This window comes from Sphingomonas sp., assembly GCF_023266535.1.
In the GTDB taxonomy this organism is placed as follows: domain Bacteria; phylum Pseudomonadota; class Alphaproteobacteria; order Sphingomonadales; family Sphingomonadaceae; genus Sphingomicrobium.
In genome coordinates, this window is record NZ_JAHFPY010000027.1 from 1 (window position 1) to 12,504 (window position 12,504).

Consider the following 12,504-nt stretch of genomic DNA (forward strand, 5'->3'; position numbering starts at 1 on the left):
ACATCCCGGGTGAGGGCCACAATCTGCAGGAGCACTCGGTGGTGCTGATCCGCGGCGGCCGTGTGCGCGACCTTCCGGGCGTGCGCTATCACGTACTTCGCGGCGTGCTCGACACGCAGGGCGTGAAGGACCGTCGTCAGTCGCGTTCGAAGTACGGCGCCAAGCGCCCGAAATAAGCTGGATCGTTGGCTGCGCCGCCCGAAGCGGCTGGCGCGCCGCTCTGAAAGGAATTTCCTATGTCCCGTCGTCGTCGCCCAGAAAAGCGCGTCATCCTCCCCGATCCCAAGTTCGGGGATCTCGTCCTGTCGAAGTTCATGAATTCGGTCATGCTCGACGGCAAGAAGTCGGTCGCGGAAGGCATCGTCTACACCGCGCTCGAGAACGTCGAGCAGCGCCTCAAGAAGGACCCGCTGCAGGTGTTCCATGATGCGCTCAACAATGTGAAGCCGGGCATCGAAGTCCGCAGCCGCCGCGTTGGCGGTGCGACTTACCAGGTCCCGGTCGAAGTGCGCACCGAGCGCGCCCAGGCGCTGGCCATCCGCTGGCTGATCTCGGCTGCCCGCGCCCGCAGCGAGAAGACCATGTCCGGCCGCCTGTCGGGCGAGCTGATGGACGCGTCGCAGAACCGCGGCAACGCGGTCAAGAAGCGCGAGGACACGCACCGCATGGCGGAAGCGAACCGCGCCTTCTCGCACTACCGCTGGTAGTTTTCGTACCTATATCGTGGAGGACCGGCGTTCCGGTCCTCCCACATTGCTAAGGAAACTTTCCCCATGGCCCGCAGCCATCCGCTTGAGCGCTATCGTAACATCGGCATCATGGCCCACATCGATGCCGGCAAGACGACCACGACCGAGCGCATCCTCTATTACACCGGCAAGTCCTACAAGATCGGCGAAGTCCATGAAGGCACCGCCACGATGGACTGGATGGAGCAGGAGCAAGAGCGCGGCATCACCATCACGTCGGCCGCGACAACCTGTTTCTGGCGCGCCGATGAAGGTAAGGGCGAAGAGCACCGCATCAACATCATCGACACGCCGGGTCACGTCGACTTTACGATTGAGGTCGAGCGTTCGCTACGCGTGCTGGACGGTGCGGTCGCCTGTTTCGACGGCGTTGCCGGCGTCGAGCCGCAGTCGGAGACGGTGTGGCGGCAGGCCGAGAAGTACAACGTCCCGCGGATGTGCTTCGTCAACAAGCTCGACCGTACCGGCGCCAATTTCGAGCGCTGCGTTGAGATGATCAAGGACCGCCTCGGCGCGCGGGCGGCGGTGCTTTACCTGCCGATCGGCATCGAGGGCGGCTTCAAGGGCCTGGTCGACCTGGTCGAGAACCGCGCGATCATCTGGCTTGAGGAAAGCCTCGGCGCCAAGTTCGAATATCAGGACATTCCGGCCGACCTGGCCGACGCTGCCGCGACCGCTCGCCAGGAGCTGATCGAAATGGCCGTCGAGCAGGACGACGACGTCATGGAAACCTACCTCGAAGGTACGGAACCCGATGTCGCGACGCTCAAGAAGCTGATCCGCAAGGGTACGCTGAACTTCTCGTTCGTCCCGGTGCTGTGCGGTTCGGCGTTCAAGAACAAGGGCGTCCAGCCGCTGCTCGACGCGGTCATCGACTATCTGCCTTCGCCGCTGGACATTCCGCCGGTCGAAGGCCTCAAGATGGACGGCGAGACCACCGATACCCGCGCGCCTTCGGATGATGCGCCTTTCTCGGCCTTGGCGTTCAAGATCATGAACGACCCGTTCGTCGGCACGTTGACCTTTGCTCGTATCTACTCGGGCAAGCTTGAGACTTCGTCGCAGGTGACCAATTCGGTCAAGGACAAGAAGGAAAAGGTCGGCCGCATGCTGCTGATGCATGCCAACGACCGTGAGGACATCCAGGTCGCTTATGCGGGTGATATCGTTGCGTTGGCGGGTCTTAAGGACACCACCACCGGCGACACGCTGTGCGCGGCCAATGCGCCGATCATCCTCGAGCGGATGGAATTCCCCGATCCGGTGATCGAGGTCGCGGTCGAACCGAAGACCAAGGCCGACCAGGAGAAGATGGGCGTCGCGCTCAATCGCCTTGCGCGCGAGGATCCGTCGTTCCGCGTCACCACCGACCACGAATCGGGCCAGACCATCATCAAGGGGATGGGCGAGCTCCACCTCGAGATCCTGGTCGATCGCATGAAGCGCGAATTCAAGGTCGAGGCCAATGTCGGTGCGCCCCAGGTCGCCTATCGCGAATATCTCGCGAAGCCGGTCGAGCTGACCTACACGCACAAGAAGCAGTCGGGCGGCTCCGGCCAGTTCGGCGAGATCAAGGTCGCGGTCGCCCCTGGCGAGCGCGGATCGGGTTTCCAGTTCTTCGACGAGATCAAGGGCGGCAACGTCCCGAAGGAATATATCCCTTCGGTCGAGAAGGGCATGCGTGAAACCGCCGAGACGGGCTCACTGATCGGCTTCCCGATCATCGACTTCGCGGTGCATCTGATCGACGGCAAGTATCACGACGTCGACTCTTCGGCGCTGGCGTTCGAAATCTGTGCCCGCGGCGCCATGCGCGAAGTGGCCCAGAAGGCCGGCATCAAGCTGCTGGAGCCGATCATGAAGGTCGAAGTCGTCACCCCCGAGGATTATCTCGGCGACGTCATCGGCGACCTGAATTCGCGTCGCGGCCAGATCCAGGGCACCGATACCCGCGGCAACGCGCAGGCGGTCGAGGCGATGGTCCCGCTGGCCAATATGTTCGGCTATGTGAACCAGCTGCGCTCGTTTACCCAGGGCCGGGCCCAGTACACGATGCAGTTCTCGCATTATGAGGAGGTTCCGCAGAACGTCGCCGACGAAGTGAAGGCGAAGCTGGCGTAACCGAAAAATTGTGGCTATGGGCGCGCTCGCACGGGCGGGCCGCCCGAATATCTAAGAGAAGAAGAGGCGTAAAATGGCGAAGGCGAAATTTGAGCGGACGAAGCCGCACTGCAACATTGGCACCATCGGTCACGTCGACCATGGCAAGACGTCGCTGACCGCGGCGATCACCAAGGTGCTGGCCGAGACCGGCGGCGCGACCTTTGTCGACTATGCAAACATCGACAAGGCTCCGGAAGAGCGTGAGCGCGGCATCACCATCTCGACCGCCCACGTCGAGTATGAGACGGCTGCGCGCCACTATGCGCACGTCGATTGCCCGGGCCACGCCGACTATGTGAAGAACATGATCACCGGTGCCGCCCAGATGGACGGCGCGATCCTGGTCGTGTCGGCTGCCGACGGCCCGATGCCGCAAACCAAGGAGCACATCCTGCTCGCCAAGCAGGTCGGCGTTCCGACCATGGTCGTCTACCTGAACAAGGTCGATCAGGTCGACGATCCCGAGCTGCTTGAGCTGGTTGAGCTGGAAATCCGCGAGGAGCTTTCCAAGCGCGACTTCGACGGCGACAATATTCCGATCATCGCCGGTTCGGCGCTGGCCGCGCTCGAGGGCAAGAACCCCGAAATCGGCCATGAGTCGATCCTCAAGCTGATGGCCGCCGTCGACGAGTGGATCCCGCAGCCGGAGCGTCCGCTCGACAAGCCGTTCCTGATGCCGATCGAAGACGTGTTCTCGATCTCGGGCCGCGGCACTGTCGTCACCGGCCGCGTCGAGACCGGCGTGGTCAAGGTTGGCGAGGAAGTCGAGATCGTCGGCATCCGCGACACCCAGAAGACCGTCGTCACCGGTGTCGAGATGTTCCGCAAGCTGCTCGATCAGGGCGAAGCCGGCGACAACATCGGCGCGCTGATCCGCGGCATCGGCCGTGAAGACGTCGAGCGTGGTCAGGTCCTGTGCAAGCCGGGCTCGATCAAGCCGCACACCGACTTCTCGGCCGAGGTTTATGTCCTGTCGAAGGACGAGGGCGGCCGTCACACGCCGTTCTTCGCCAACTACCGTCCGCAGTTCTACTTCCGTACGACCGACGTGACGGGCGAAGTCGTGCTGCCGGAAGGCACCGAGATGGTCATGCCGGGCGACAACGTCACCCTCGGCGTGAAGCTGATCGCTCCGATCGCCATGGACCAGGGCCTGCGCTTCGCGATCCGCGAAGGCGGCCGGACCGTCGGCGCGGGGGTTGTCGGCAGCATCACTAAGTAATATAGGGCGCGGGCCGCGCGATTCTCCGCCTGGGGAATTTGCGGCCCGCAACCAGTTTTCGTCGAGCGCGGCGTCGGCCAGACGGCCTTTGTCGCGCTTGGCTTTTTATGTAAGGGCAATGTCCTCCTAGAGGACGGCGCTCAGGCTCTTTCGCATCGGTAGGGACATGGAAACGCAGAACATCCGGATTCGCCTTAAAGCATTCGATCATCGAGTGCTCGATCAGGCTACTGGCGACATCGCCGACACGGCGCGCCGTACGGGTGCCCTCATTCGCGGTCCAATCCCCCTGCCGACGCGTATCGAGAAGTTCACGGTCAACCGCTCGCCGCACGTCGACAAGAAGTCGCGCGAGCAGTTCGAGGTCCGCACCTACAAGCGGCTGCTGGATATCGTCCAGCCGACGCCGCAGACGGTCGATGCTTTGATGAAGCTCGATCTTGCCGCGGGTGTAGACGTAGAGATCAAGCTGGCCTAAGGGGCTGGCACCGCGGCCAGATTCGGCCGCTCGATCCTGATTCAAGGATCGACGTGGCGCCGACAGGCGCTGCAACGGATCAAGGGATACCGCGGGACGCTCTCGAGCATCCCGGCCTGCGTCCCCCGCATCCTGCCTCTCGGCGGGAATGGCCCAAGCGGGGCACGCATTGTTTTCACGGGCCGCACGCCCCCATCGCTCAGGCGGGACGGGGCCTCTGTAGGAGTGTGGATCATGCGCACTGGCGTGATCGCAAAGAAGATGGGAATGACCCGCCTGTTCCAGGCGGACGGGCGCCACGTGCCCGTCACCGTTCTCCAGCTTGAAGATGTCCAGGTCGTTGGCCGCCGCGAGATGGATCGCGACGGTTACACCGCCGTCCAGCTGGGCGCGGGCAAGGCCAAGGCGAAGAATGTCGCCAAGCCACAGCGCGTCGCGTTCGGCAAGGCCGAGGTCGAGCCCAAGGCTCGCGTGGTCGAATTCCGCGTCGCCGAGGATGCTCTCCTCGACGTCGGCGCGACGATCAGCGCGGACCATTTCGTCGCCGGCCAGATGGTGGACATTTCGGGTGTGACCCAGGGCAAGGGCTTTGCCGGCGCGATGAAGCGCTGGGGCTTCGGCGGTCTGCGCGCCACCCACGGCGTCTCCGTCTCGCACCGTTCGCACGGTTCGACCGGCAACCGCCAGGATCCGGGCCGCGTCTTCAAGAACAAGAAGATGGCCGGTCATATGGGTGCCCGCAACCGCACCCAGCAAAACCTCGAGATCGTCCGCACGGACGCCGCTCGCGGCCTGCTGTTTGTCAAGGGCTCGGTGCCCGGTCACAAGGGTGGCTGGCTGACCGTTTCCGACGCGATCAAGCTGCCCCGCGACGAGCGCGCGCCTTATCCGGCGGGCCTCATCCAGGACGGCGTTGAGCTTGAAGTCGAGCACGCTCCGGCCGGCTTCGTCGATGACGCCGCCGTCCACGAAATCCCGGCGCTGCCCAGCGACGAGGAAGTGAAGGCGATTGCCGCCGAGCAGGAAGCCGGTGCCCTTGAGGCCGAGGCTGCTGCTGCGGAGGCGGAAGCTGCGGAGGCCCAGGCCGAAGCGACTGAAACCAAGGACTCCGACGCTGAAGGCGACAAGCCGGAAGCCGACGAGAGCAAGGAAGGCTAAGCGATGAAGGTCAAGGTTCAGACCCTCGAAGCCAAGGCTGGCGGCGACATTCAGCTCGACGATGCCGTGTTCGGTGTCGAGCCGCGCGCCGACATCCTCCACCGTGTGGTGACCTGGCAGCTGGTCAACCGCCGCGCTCCGGCGCGTGCGGCTCGCGAGCGCTCGGACGTTGCCCGCACCGGCAAGAAGTTCGGCCGCCAGAAGGGTGGCGGTACCGCCCGTCACGGCGATCGCCGCGCTCCGATTTTCGTCGGCGGCGGCAAGGCGCACGGCCCGCGGGCCCGCGTCTTCACCTCGAGCCTCAACAAGAAGGTTCGCGCGCTCGGCCTGAAGATGGCGCTGTCGGCCAAGGCCAAGGGTGGCCAGCTGATCGTGCTCGACAACCTCGACATGGGCGAGGACGCCAAGACCAAGGCGCTGCAGGCCAAGTTGGGCAAGCTCGGCTTCGGCAAGACCGCGCTGGTGATTGACGGTGACGCGCTCAACGTCGGTTTCGCCCGCGCTTCGTCGAACCTGCAGGGCCTGAACCTGCTGCCGGCGGTGGGCGCCAACGTCTACGACATCATGCGCCACGAGACGCTGGTCCTGACCCGCGCCGCGGTTGAAAAGCTGGAGGCCCGGTTCAATGGCTAAGAAGCAAGCAGCAGTAGCGGTCGACAACCGCCACTATGACATCGTGCTCGCGCCGCACATCACCGAGAAGTCGACCATGTTGTCGGAACATAACTCGGTCGTGTTCAAGGTCGCCGGCACCGCGTCCAAGCCCGAGATCAAGGCGGCAGTGGAAGCGCTGTTCGGCGTGACCGTGACGGGCGTCAACACGATCGTCGCCAAGGGCAAGACCAAGCGCTGGAAGGGTGCTCCCTACAAGCGTTCGGACGTCAAGAAAGCGATCGTGACGCTGGCCGAAGGCCAGTCGATCGACATCACGAGCGGGATCTAAGGATCATGGCACTCAAAGCATATAATCCGACGAGCCCGGCCCGCCGTGGCCTGATCCTCGTCGACAAGTCCTCGCTGTGGAAGGGCAAGCCGGTCAAGGCGCTGACCGAAGGCAAGCGCAAGACCGGTGGCCGCAATAACAAGGGCCATGTCACCTCGCGCGGCATCGCCGGCGGTCACAAGCAGAAGTACCGGATCGTCGACTTCAAGCGTCGCACCTGGGACGTGACCGCGACCGTCGAGCGCCTCGAATATGACCCGAACCGTTCGGCGTTCATCGCTCTCATCACCTATGAGGGTGGCGAGCAGGCCTACATCCTCGCGCCGCAGCGCCTCGCGCCCGGCGACAAGGTCGTGGCCGGCAAGAAGGTCGACGTGAAGCCCGGCAATGCCATGGAGATCGGCCAGATGCCGGTCGGCACCATCATCCACAATGTCGAGCTGAAGCCCGGCAAGGGCGGCCAGATCGCGCGCGCCGCCGGCACCTATGTGCAGGTTGTCGGCCGCGACAAGGGCATGGTCATCGTCCGCCTCAACTCGGGCGAGACCCGCTACGTCCGCTCGGACTGCATGGCGACGGTGGGCGCGGTGTCGAACCCCGACAACGCCAACACCAACCTCGCCAAGGCCGGCCGCAGCCGCTGGCTCGGCAAGCGCCCGCTGACCCGCGGCGTCGCCAAGAACCCGGTCGACCACCCGCACGGCGGTGGTGAAGGCCGGACCTCGGGCGGCCGTCACCCGGTCACCCCGTGGGGCAAGCCGACCAAGGGTGCCCGCACCCGTCATAATAAGTCGACCGACAAGTTCATCATCCGGTCGCGTCACGCGAAGAAGAAGGGCTAACCGAAATGGCTCGCTCCATCTGGAAAGGTCCGTTCGTCGAACTGTCGCTCCTGAAGAAGGCGGAAGCCGCTCAGGACAAGGGCGGCCGTGCGCCGATCAAGACCTGGTCGCGCCGCTCAACCATCCTGCCGCAGTTCGTTGGCCTGACCTTCAACGTCTACAACGGCCGCAAGTTCGTGCCGGTGTCGGTCAATGAGGACATGGTCGGAATGAAGCTGGGCGAGTTCGCTCCCACGCGCTTCTTCCCGGGCCACGCTGCCGACAAGAAGGGTAAGCGCTAATGTCGAAGCCCGCATCACCCCGTAAGGTCGGCGAGAAGGAAGCGCTGGCGGTCGGCACCATGATCCGTGGTTCGGCGCGCAAGCTCAACCTGGTTGCCGGCCTGATCCGTGGCCGCAAGGTCGAGGAAGCCCTCAACATCCTGAAGTTCTCGCCCAAGGCGATGAGCGAGGATGTCTACAAGGTGCTCGCCTCTGCAGTGGCCAATGCCGAGAACAACCATAATCTCGATGTCGACGCGCTCGTCGTCAGCGAGGCGTCGGTTGGCAAGTCGATCACCATGAAGCGTTTCGCGACCCGCGCGCGCGGCCGCTCGACCCGTATCGAGAAGCCGTTCAGCCGCCTCCGCGTCGTCGTTCGCGAGCAGGAAGAAGCGTAATGGGTCAGAAATCGTCTCCCGTCGGTCTTCGTCTCCAGATCAACCGGACCTGGGATAGCCGCTGGTTCGCCGAAGGGCAGGACTATGGTCGCCTGCTGCTCGAGGACCTCAAGATCCGTCAGTTCATCTTCAAGTCGCTGCCCCAGGCCGCGATCTCGAAGGTGGTCATTGAACGTCCGGCCAAGCTGTGCCGCGTGTCGATCTATGCCGCCCGCCCGGGCGTCATCATCGGCAAGAAGGGCAGCGACATCGAGAAGTTGAAGAAGCAGCTCGGCAAAATGACCGGCAGCGAGGTCAGCCTCAACATCGTCGAAATCCGCAAGCCGGAAGTCGACGCGCGCCTCGTCGCGCAGGGTGTCGCCGACCAGCTCGAGCGCCGTATCGCTTTCCGCCGCGCGATGAAGCGTGCGGTGCAGTCGGCCCTCCGCCTCGGCGCGGAAGGCATCCGGATCACCTGCTCGGGCCGTCTCGGCGGCGCCGAAATCGCGCGCACCGAATGGTATCGCGAAGGCCGGGTTCCGCTGCACACGCTGCGCGGCAACGTCGATTATGCCGAAGCCCAGGCCCACACCGCTTATGGCGTGTGCGGCGTCAAGGTTTGGGTCTTCAAGGGCGAGATCCTGGGTCATGACCCGCTCGCCCAGGACCGACTGATGATGGAAGCGCAGACTTCGGGCGTCCGCCCGGCGCGCGAAGACCGCCGCTAAGGAACTGAAGAGATGCTGCAACCAAAACGCACCAAGTTCCGCAAGGCCTTCAAGGGCCGGATCCATGGCAACGCCAAGGGCGGTACCGAATTGAACTTCGGCGCCTTCGGCCTGAAGGCGATGGAGCCGGAGCGGATTACCGCGCGCCAGATCGAGGCGGCCCGCCGCGCGATCACGCGTCACATCCGCCGTCAGGGCCGCTTGTGGATCCGCATCTTCCCGGATGTCCCGGTGTCGTCGAAGCCGGCCGAAGTCCGCATGGGCTCGGGCAAGGGCTCGCCGGAATTCTGGGTTGCCCGCGTCAAGCCGGGCCGCATCCTGTTCGAGCTGGACGGTGTCCCCGGCCATCTCGCCAAAGTCGCCTTTGAGCGCGCCGCCGAAAAGCTGCCGATCAAGGTCAAGGTCGTCGCCCGCCTGGGCGAAACGATGGTTGAGGAAGACTAATCATGGCCAAGAAGGAAAACCTGGTCGTGAAGACCGATGACCAGCTGGCAACCCAGCTGTCGGACCTGAAGCGTGAGCAGTTCAACCTGCGCTTCCAGGCCGCCACCAACCAGCTCGAGAAGCCGAGCCGGGTGCGCGAAGTTCGCCGCACCATCGCCCGGATCAAGACGCTGCAGTCCGACCGCGTTCGCGCGTCGGCCAAGGCGTAAGGAGTATTTGAGATGCCGAAGCGCGTCCTCACTGGCACCGTGGTGTCGGACAAGGGTGACAAGACGGTCGTGGTCCGTGTCGAGCGGCGGGTGAAGCACCCGCTCTATGGCAAGATCATCAAGCTGTCGAAGAAGTATCACGCCCATGATGAAGGCAATGCCTTCAAGCTGGGCGAGCAGGTGCGCATCCAGGAATGCGCCCCGATTTCGAAGCTGAAGAGCTGGACCGTGCTCGATCGCGTTGGCGCCGCCCCGGCGGTAGTCGACGAGATCGTCGAGGTCGATGTCTCCAAGCCGGTGACCGAGCCCAAGGCTGACAAGCCGGCGGCCAAGAAGGCAACCAAGGGCAAGGCCAAGGCCGAGCCCGAGGCGGCCGAAGCCTAAGGAAAGACTGAACCCATGATCCAGATGCAGTCCAACCTCGAGGTTGCCGACAACAGCGGCGCGAAGCGCGTCCAGTGCATCAAGGTGCTGGGCGGCTCGAAGCGCCGCACCGCCGGCGTCGGCGACATCATTGTCGTCAGCGTCAAGGAAGCCGCACCGCGCGGTCGTGTGAAGAAGGGCGACGTTCACCGTGCGGTGATCGTTCGCACCGCCAAGGACATCCGCCGTCCCGACGGCTCGGTGATCCGCTTCGACACCAATGCGGCCGTGCTGGTGAACAAGAATGAAGAGCCGATCGGCACCCGTATCTTCGGGCCGGTGGTTCGCGAACTGCGCGCGCGGAAGCATATGAAAATCATTTCGCTCGCGCCGGAGGTGCTGTGATGTCGGCCGCGAAGATCCGCAAGGGTGACAAGGTCGTGGTCCTGTCGGGCCGCGACAAGGGCAAGACCGGCGAAGTGATTTCGTCGATGCCCAAGGAAAGCAAGGTGATCGTGTCCGGCGTCAACGTCGCGACCCGTCACCGCAAGCCGTCGCAGCTTAATCCGCAGGGCGGCCTCGAGCGCAAGGAAGCGCCGCTGCACGTGTCGAAGGTGGCGATTGCCGACCCGAAGACCGGCAAGCCGACCCGCGTTCGGTTCGAAACTCGTGGGGACAAGAAGGTCCGTGTGGCCGCCAAGTCCGGGGAGCTGATCAATGGCTGATGCGAAATACACTCCGCGTCTGCGCAAGGATTATGACGAGCGCATCGCCAAGGCGATGACCGAGAAGTTCGGCTACAAGAATGCTCTTGAAGTGCCGAAGCTCGAGAAGATCGTCATCAACATGGGCGTCGGCGAGGCGACCCAGGACAAGAAGAAGGTCGAGCAGGCCGCTGGCGAGATGGAAAAAATCTCGGGCCAGAAGCCGGTGATCACCAAGGCGAAGAAGTCGATCGCGCAGTTCAAGCTGCGTGAAGGCATGCCGATCGGTTGCAAGGTCACCTTGCGCCGCGAGCGCATGTACGAATTTCTCGACCGCCTGGTGACGATCGCTCTTCCGCGCGTCCGCGACTTCCGGGGCCTCAATCCCAAGTCGTTCGACGGCCGCGGCAATTACGCAATGGGTCTCAAGGAACAGATCGTGTTCCCGGAGATCAACTATGACCAGATCGAAAAGGTCCGGGGCATGGACATCATCATCACCACGACCGCGAACACGGACGAGGAAGCGCGCGAGCTGCTGCGCCTCTTCAACTTCCCGTTCCCGGCCGAAGCAGAAAAGGCGGCCGCGTAAGCGGTCATTGGAGAACTTAAGTCATGGCGAAACTGAGTTCCGTGAACAAGAACGAGCGTCGCAAGAAGCTCGTCGCGAAAACCGCGGCGAAGCGGGCGAAGCTCAAAGCAATTGCGAACGATCAGTCGGTCGACGAGACCGAGCGCCTGATCGCGCGCCTCAAGTTGGCCGAGCTGCCGCGCAACGGCAACCCGACCCGCATCCGCAACCGCTGCGAGCTGACTGGTCGTTCGCGCGGATATTATCGCAAGTTCCGCCTATCGCGGATCATGCTTCGGGAAATGGGCAACAAGGGCCTGATTCCCGGTTTGACCAAGTCGAGCTGGTAAGGGCTGAAGATGCCGATGACCGATCCATTGGGTGATATGCTCACCCGCATCCGCAACGGCCAGCAGGCGCGCAAGGACTCGATCCTGACGCCGGCGTCGAAGCTTCGTGCCCATGTGCTCGATGTGCTTCAGCGCGAAGGCTATATCCGCGGTTATTCCGAAGAAGAGCTTGCCGGCCAGAAGGGCCTGCGCATCGAGCTCAAATATTTCGAGGGCCAGCCCGCGATCCAGCATCTGGCTCGCGTGTCGAAGCCGGGCCGCCGCGTCTATTCGGGCGCGCGCGAACTCCCGCGCATTCGCAACGGGCTGGGCATCACCATCGTTTCGACGCCTCGCGGCGTTCTGTCGGACGCGGAAGCGCGCGACCAGAATGTCGGCGGCGAAGTGCTGGCGGAGGTGTTCTAATGTCACGCATCGGTAAACGGCCGGTCGCAACGCCCGCGGGCGTCACCGCGACCATCGAAGGCCAGACGCTGACGGTGAAGGGCCCCAAGGGCACGCTGTCGATGCAATTGCTCGACGACCTCGTGAAATATGAGGTCTCCGAGAGCGAAATCCGCGTCACGCCGCTGGTCGACGCGCAGCGCAACCGCGCCGCGTGGGGCATGCAGCGCACCAACGTGCAGAACCTGGTGACGGGCGTCACCGAAGGGTTCAGCAAGGTGCTGGAAATCACCGGCGTCGGCTATCGTGCGCAGGCCCAGGGCCGCAACCTCAAGCTGCAGCTCGGCTACAGCCACGATGTCAATTTCGCCGTGCCGGAAGGGGTCGACGTCAAGACCCCCGACAACACCACGGTCGAGATCAGCGGCATCGACAAGCAGCAGGTCGGCCAAGTGGCCGCCGAAATCCGTCGCTGGCGCAAGCCGGAGCCCTACAAGGGCAAGGGCATCAAATATCGCGGCGAGTATATCTTCCGCAAAGAAGGCAAGAAGAAGTAAGC

Annotated in this window: 18 protein-coding genes and 3 pseudogenes; all 21 read left to right on the top strand. The window is 63.7% G+C overall.

Annotated features, from left to right (window positions below):
- Positions 1-176, top strand: a pseudogene (gene rpsL / locus Q0C64_RS05820) (30S ribosomal protein S12); the annotation flags it as partial.
- Positions 177-236: 60 nt separating this feature from the next.
- Positions 237-707 (top strand): 30S ribosomal protein S7, encoded by a 471-nt coding sequence (gene rpsG / locus Q0C64_RS05825; protein ID WP_294121465.1) that lies wholly within the window; start codon positions 237-239, stop codon positions 705-707.
- 66 nt (positions 708-773) lie between these two features.
- Positions 774-2,870 (top strand): elongation factor G, encoded by a 2,097-nt coding sequence (gene fusA / locus Q0C64_RS05830; protein WP_294121467.1) that lies wholly within the window; start codon positions 774-776, stop codon positions 2,868-2,870.
- 73 nt (positions 2,871-2,943) lie between these two features.
- On the top strand, positions 2,944-4,134 hold the full coding sequence (tuf, locus tag Q0C64_RS05835; RefSeq protein ID WP_294121469.1) for an elongation factor Tu: 1,191 nt from the start codon (positions 2,944-2,946) through the stop codon (positions 4,132-4,134).
- Between the two features lie 166 nt (positions 4,135-4,300).
- Positions 4,301-4,612, top strand: coding sequence for a 30S ribosomal protein S10 (rpsJ, locus tag Q0C64_RS05840; protein WP_028969184.1), 312 nt, complete (start codon positions 4,301-4,303; stop codon positions 4,610-4,612).
- Positions 4,613-4,846: 234 nt separating this feature from the next.
- Positions 4,847-5,512: pseudogene (rplC, locus tag Q0C64_RS05845) on the top strand (50S ribosomal protein L3); the annotation flags it as partial.
- Between the two features lie 261 nt (positions 5,513-5,773).
- A complete protein-coding gene (gene rplD / locus Q0C64_RS05850; RefSeq protein WP_294121471.1) occupies positions 5,774-6,403 on the top strand; it encodes a 50S ribosomal protein L4 in 630 nt (209 codons plus the stop codon).
- The gene (locus tag Q0C64_RS05855; protein WP_294121472.1) at positions 6,396-6,713 is read left to right on the top strand and encodes a 50S ribosomal protein L23; all 318 of its coding nucleotides are present in this window, start codon (positions 6,396-6,398) and stop codon (positions 6,711-6,713) included. The genes rplD and Q0C64_RS05855 overlap by 8 nt, the downstream gene beginning before the upstream one ends.
- Before the next feature lie 5 nt (positions 6,714-6,718).
- A complete protein-coding gene (rplB, locus tag Q0C64_RS05860; RefSeq protein ID WP_294121473.1) occupies positions 6,719-7,555 on the top strand; it encodes a 50S ribosomal protein L2 in 837 nt (278 codons plus the stop codon).
- A 5-nt stretch (positions 7,556-7,560) separates the two neighbouring features.
- The gene (gene rpsS / locus Q0C64_RS05865; protein ID WP_249914148.1) at positions 7,561-7,836 is read left to right on the top strand and encodes a 30S ribosomal protein S19; all 276 of its coding nucleotides are present in this window, start codon (positions 7,561-7,563) and stop codon (positions 7,834-7,836) included.
- Positions 7,836-8,213: a 50S ribosomal protein L22 gene (rplV, locus tag Q0C64_RS05870; RefSeq protein WP_294121474.1), complete on the top strand. Its 378-nt coding sequence runs from the start codon at positions 7,836-7,838 to the stop codon at positions 8,211-8,213. Before rpsS ends, rplV begins: the two co-directional genes overlap by 1 nt.
- Positions 8,213-8,920: a 30S ribosomal protein S3 gene (gene rpsC, locus Q0C64_RS05875; RefSeq protein WP_294121476.1), complete on the top strand. Its 708-nt coding sequence runs from the start codon at positions 8,213-8,215 to the stop codon at positions 8,918-8,920. Before rplV ends, rpsC begins: the two co-directional genes overlap by 1 nt.
- Positions 8,921-8,932: 12 nt before the next feature.
- Positions 8,933-9,364, top strand: coding sequence for a 50S ribosomal protein L16 (rplP, locus tag Q0C64_RS05880; protein WP_294121478.1), 432 nt, complete (start codon positions 8,933-8,935; stop codon positions 9,362-9,364).
- A gap of 2 nt (positions 9,365-9,366) precedes the next feature.
- Complete coding sequence (gene rpmC, locus Q0C64_RS05885) at positions 9,367-9,573, top strand: 50S ribosomal protein L29 (protein WP_294121480.1); 207 nt, start codon at positions 9,367-9,369, stop codon at positions 9,571-9,573.
- A 12-nt stretch (positions 9,574-9,585) separates the two neighbouring features.
- Positions 9,586-9,813, top strand: a pseudogene (gene rpsQ / locus Q0C64_RS05890) (30S ribosomal protein S17); the annotation flags it as partial.
- A gap of 159 nt (positions 9,814-9,972) precedes the next feature.
- Positions 9,973-10,341, top strand: coding sequence for a 50S ribosomal protein L14 (gene rplN / locus Q0C64_RS05895; protein WP_249914153.1), 369 nt, complete (start codon positions 9,973-9,975; stop codon positions 10,339-10,341).
- Complete coding sequence (rplX, locus tag Q0C64_RS05900; protein ID WP_294121481.1) at positions 10,341-10,661, top strand: 50S ribosomal protein L24; 321 nt, start codon at positions 10,341-10,343, stop codon at positions 10,659-10,661. The genes rplN and rplX overlap by 1 nt, the downstream gene beginning before the upstream one ends.
- Positions 10,654-11,232 carry a 50S ribosomal protein L5 gene (rplE, locus tag Q0C64_RS05905; RefSeq protein ID WP_294121482.1) on the top strand — a complete coding sequence of 193 codons (579 nt, stop codon included), beginning with the start codon at positions 10,654-10,656 and terminating at the stop codon, positions 11,230-11,232. Before rplX ends, rplE begins: the two co-directional genes overlap by 8 nt.
- Before the next feature lie 23 nt (positions 11,233-11,255).
- The gene (gene rpsN / locus Q0C64_RS05910) at positions 11,256-11,561 is read left to right on the top strand and encodes a 30S ribosomal protein S14 (RefSeq protein WP_294121483.1); all 306 of its coding nucleotides are present in this window, start codon (positions 11,256-11,258) and stop codon (positions 11,559-11,561) included.
- Positions 11,562-11,570: 9 nt separating this feature from the next.
- On the top strand, positions 11,571-11,966 hold the full coding sequence (gene rpsH, locus Q0C64_RS05915) for a 30S ribosomal protein S8 (protein ID WP_249904876.1): 396 nt from the start codon (positions 11,571-11,573) through the stop codon (positions 11,964-11,966).
- Complete coding sequence (gene rplF, locus Q0C64_RS05920) at positions 11,966-12,502, top strand: 50S ribosomal protein L6 (protein ID WP_294121490.1); 537 nt, start codon at positions 11,966-11,968, stop codon at positions 12,500-12,502. Before rpsH ends, rplF begins: the two co-directional genes overlap by 1 nt.
- Positions 12,503-12,504: the final 2 nt, after the last annotated feature.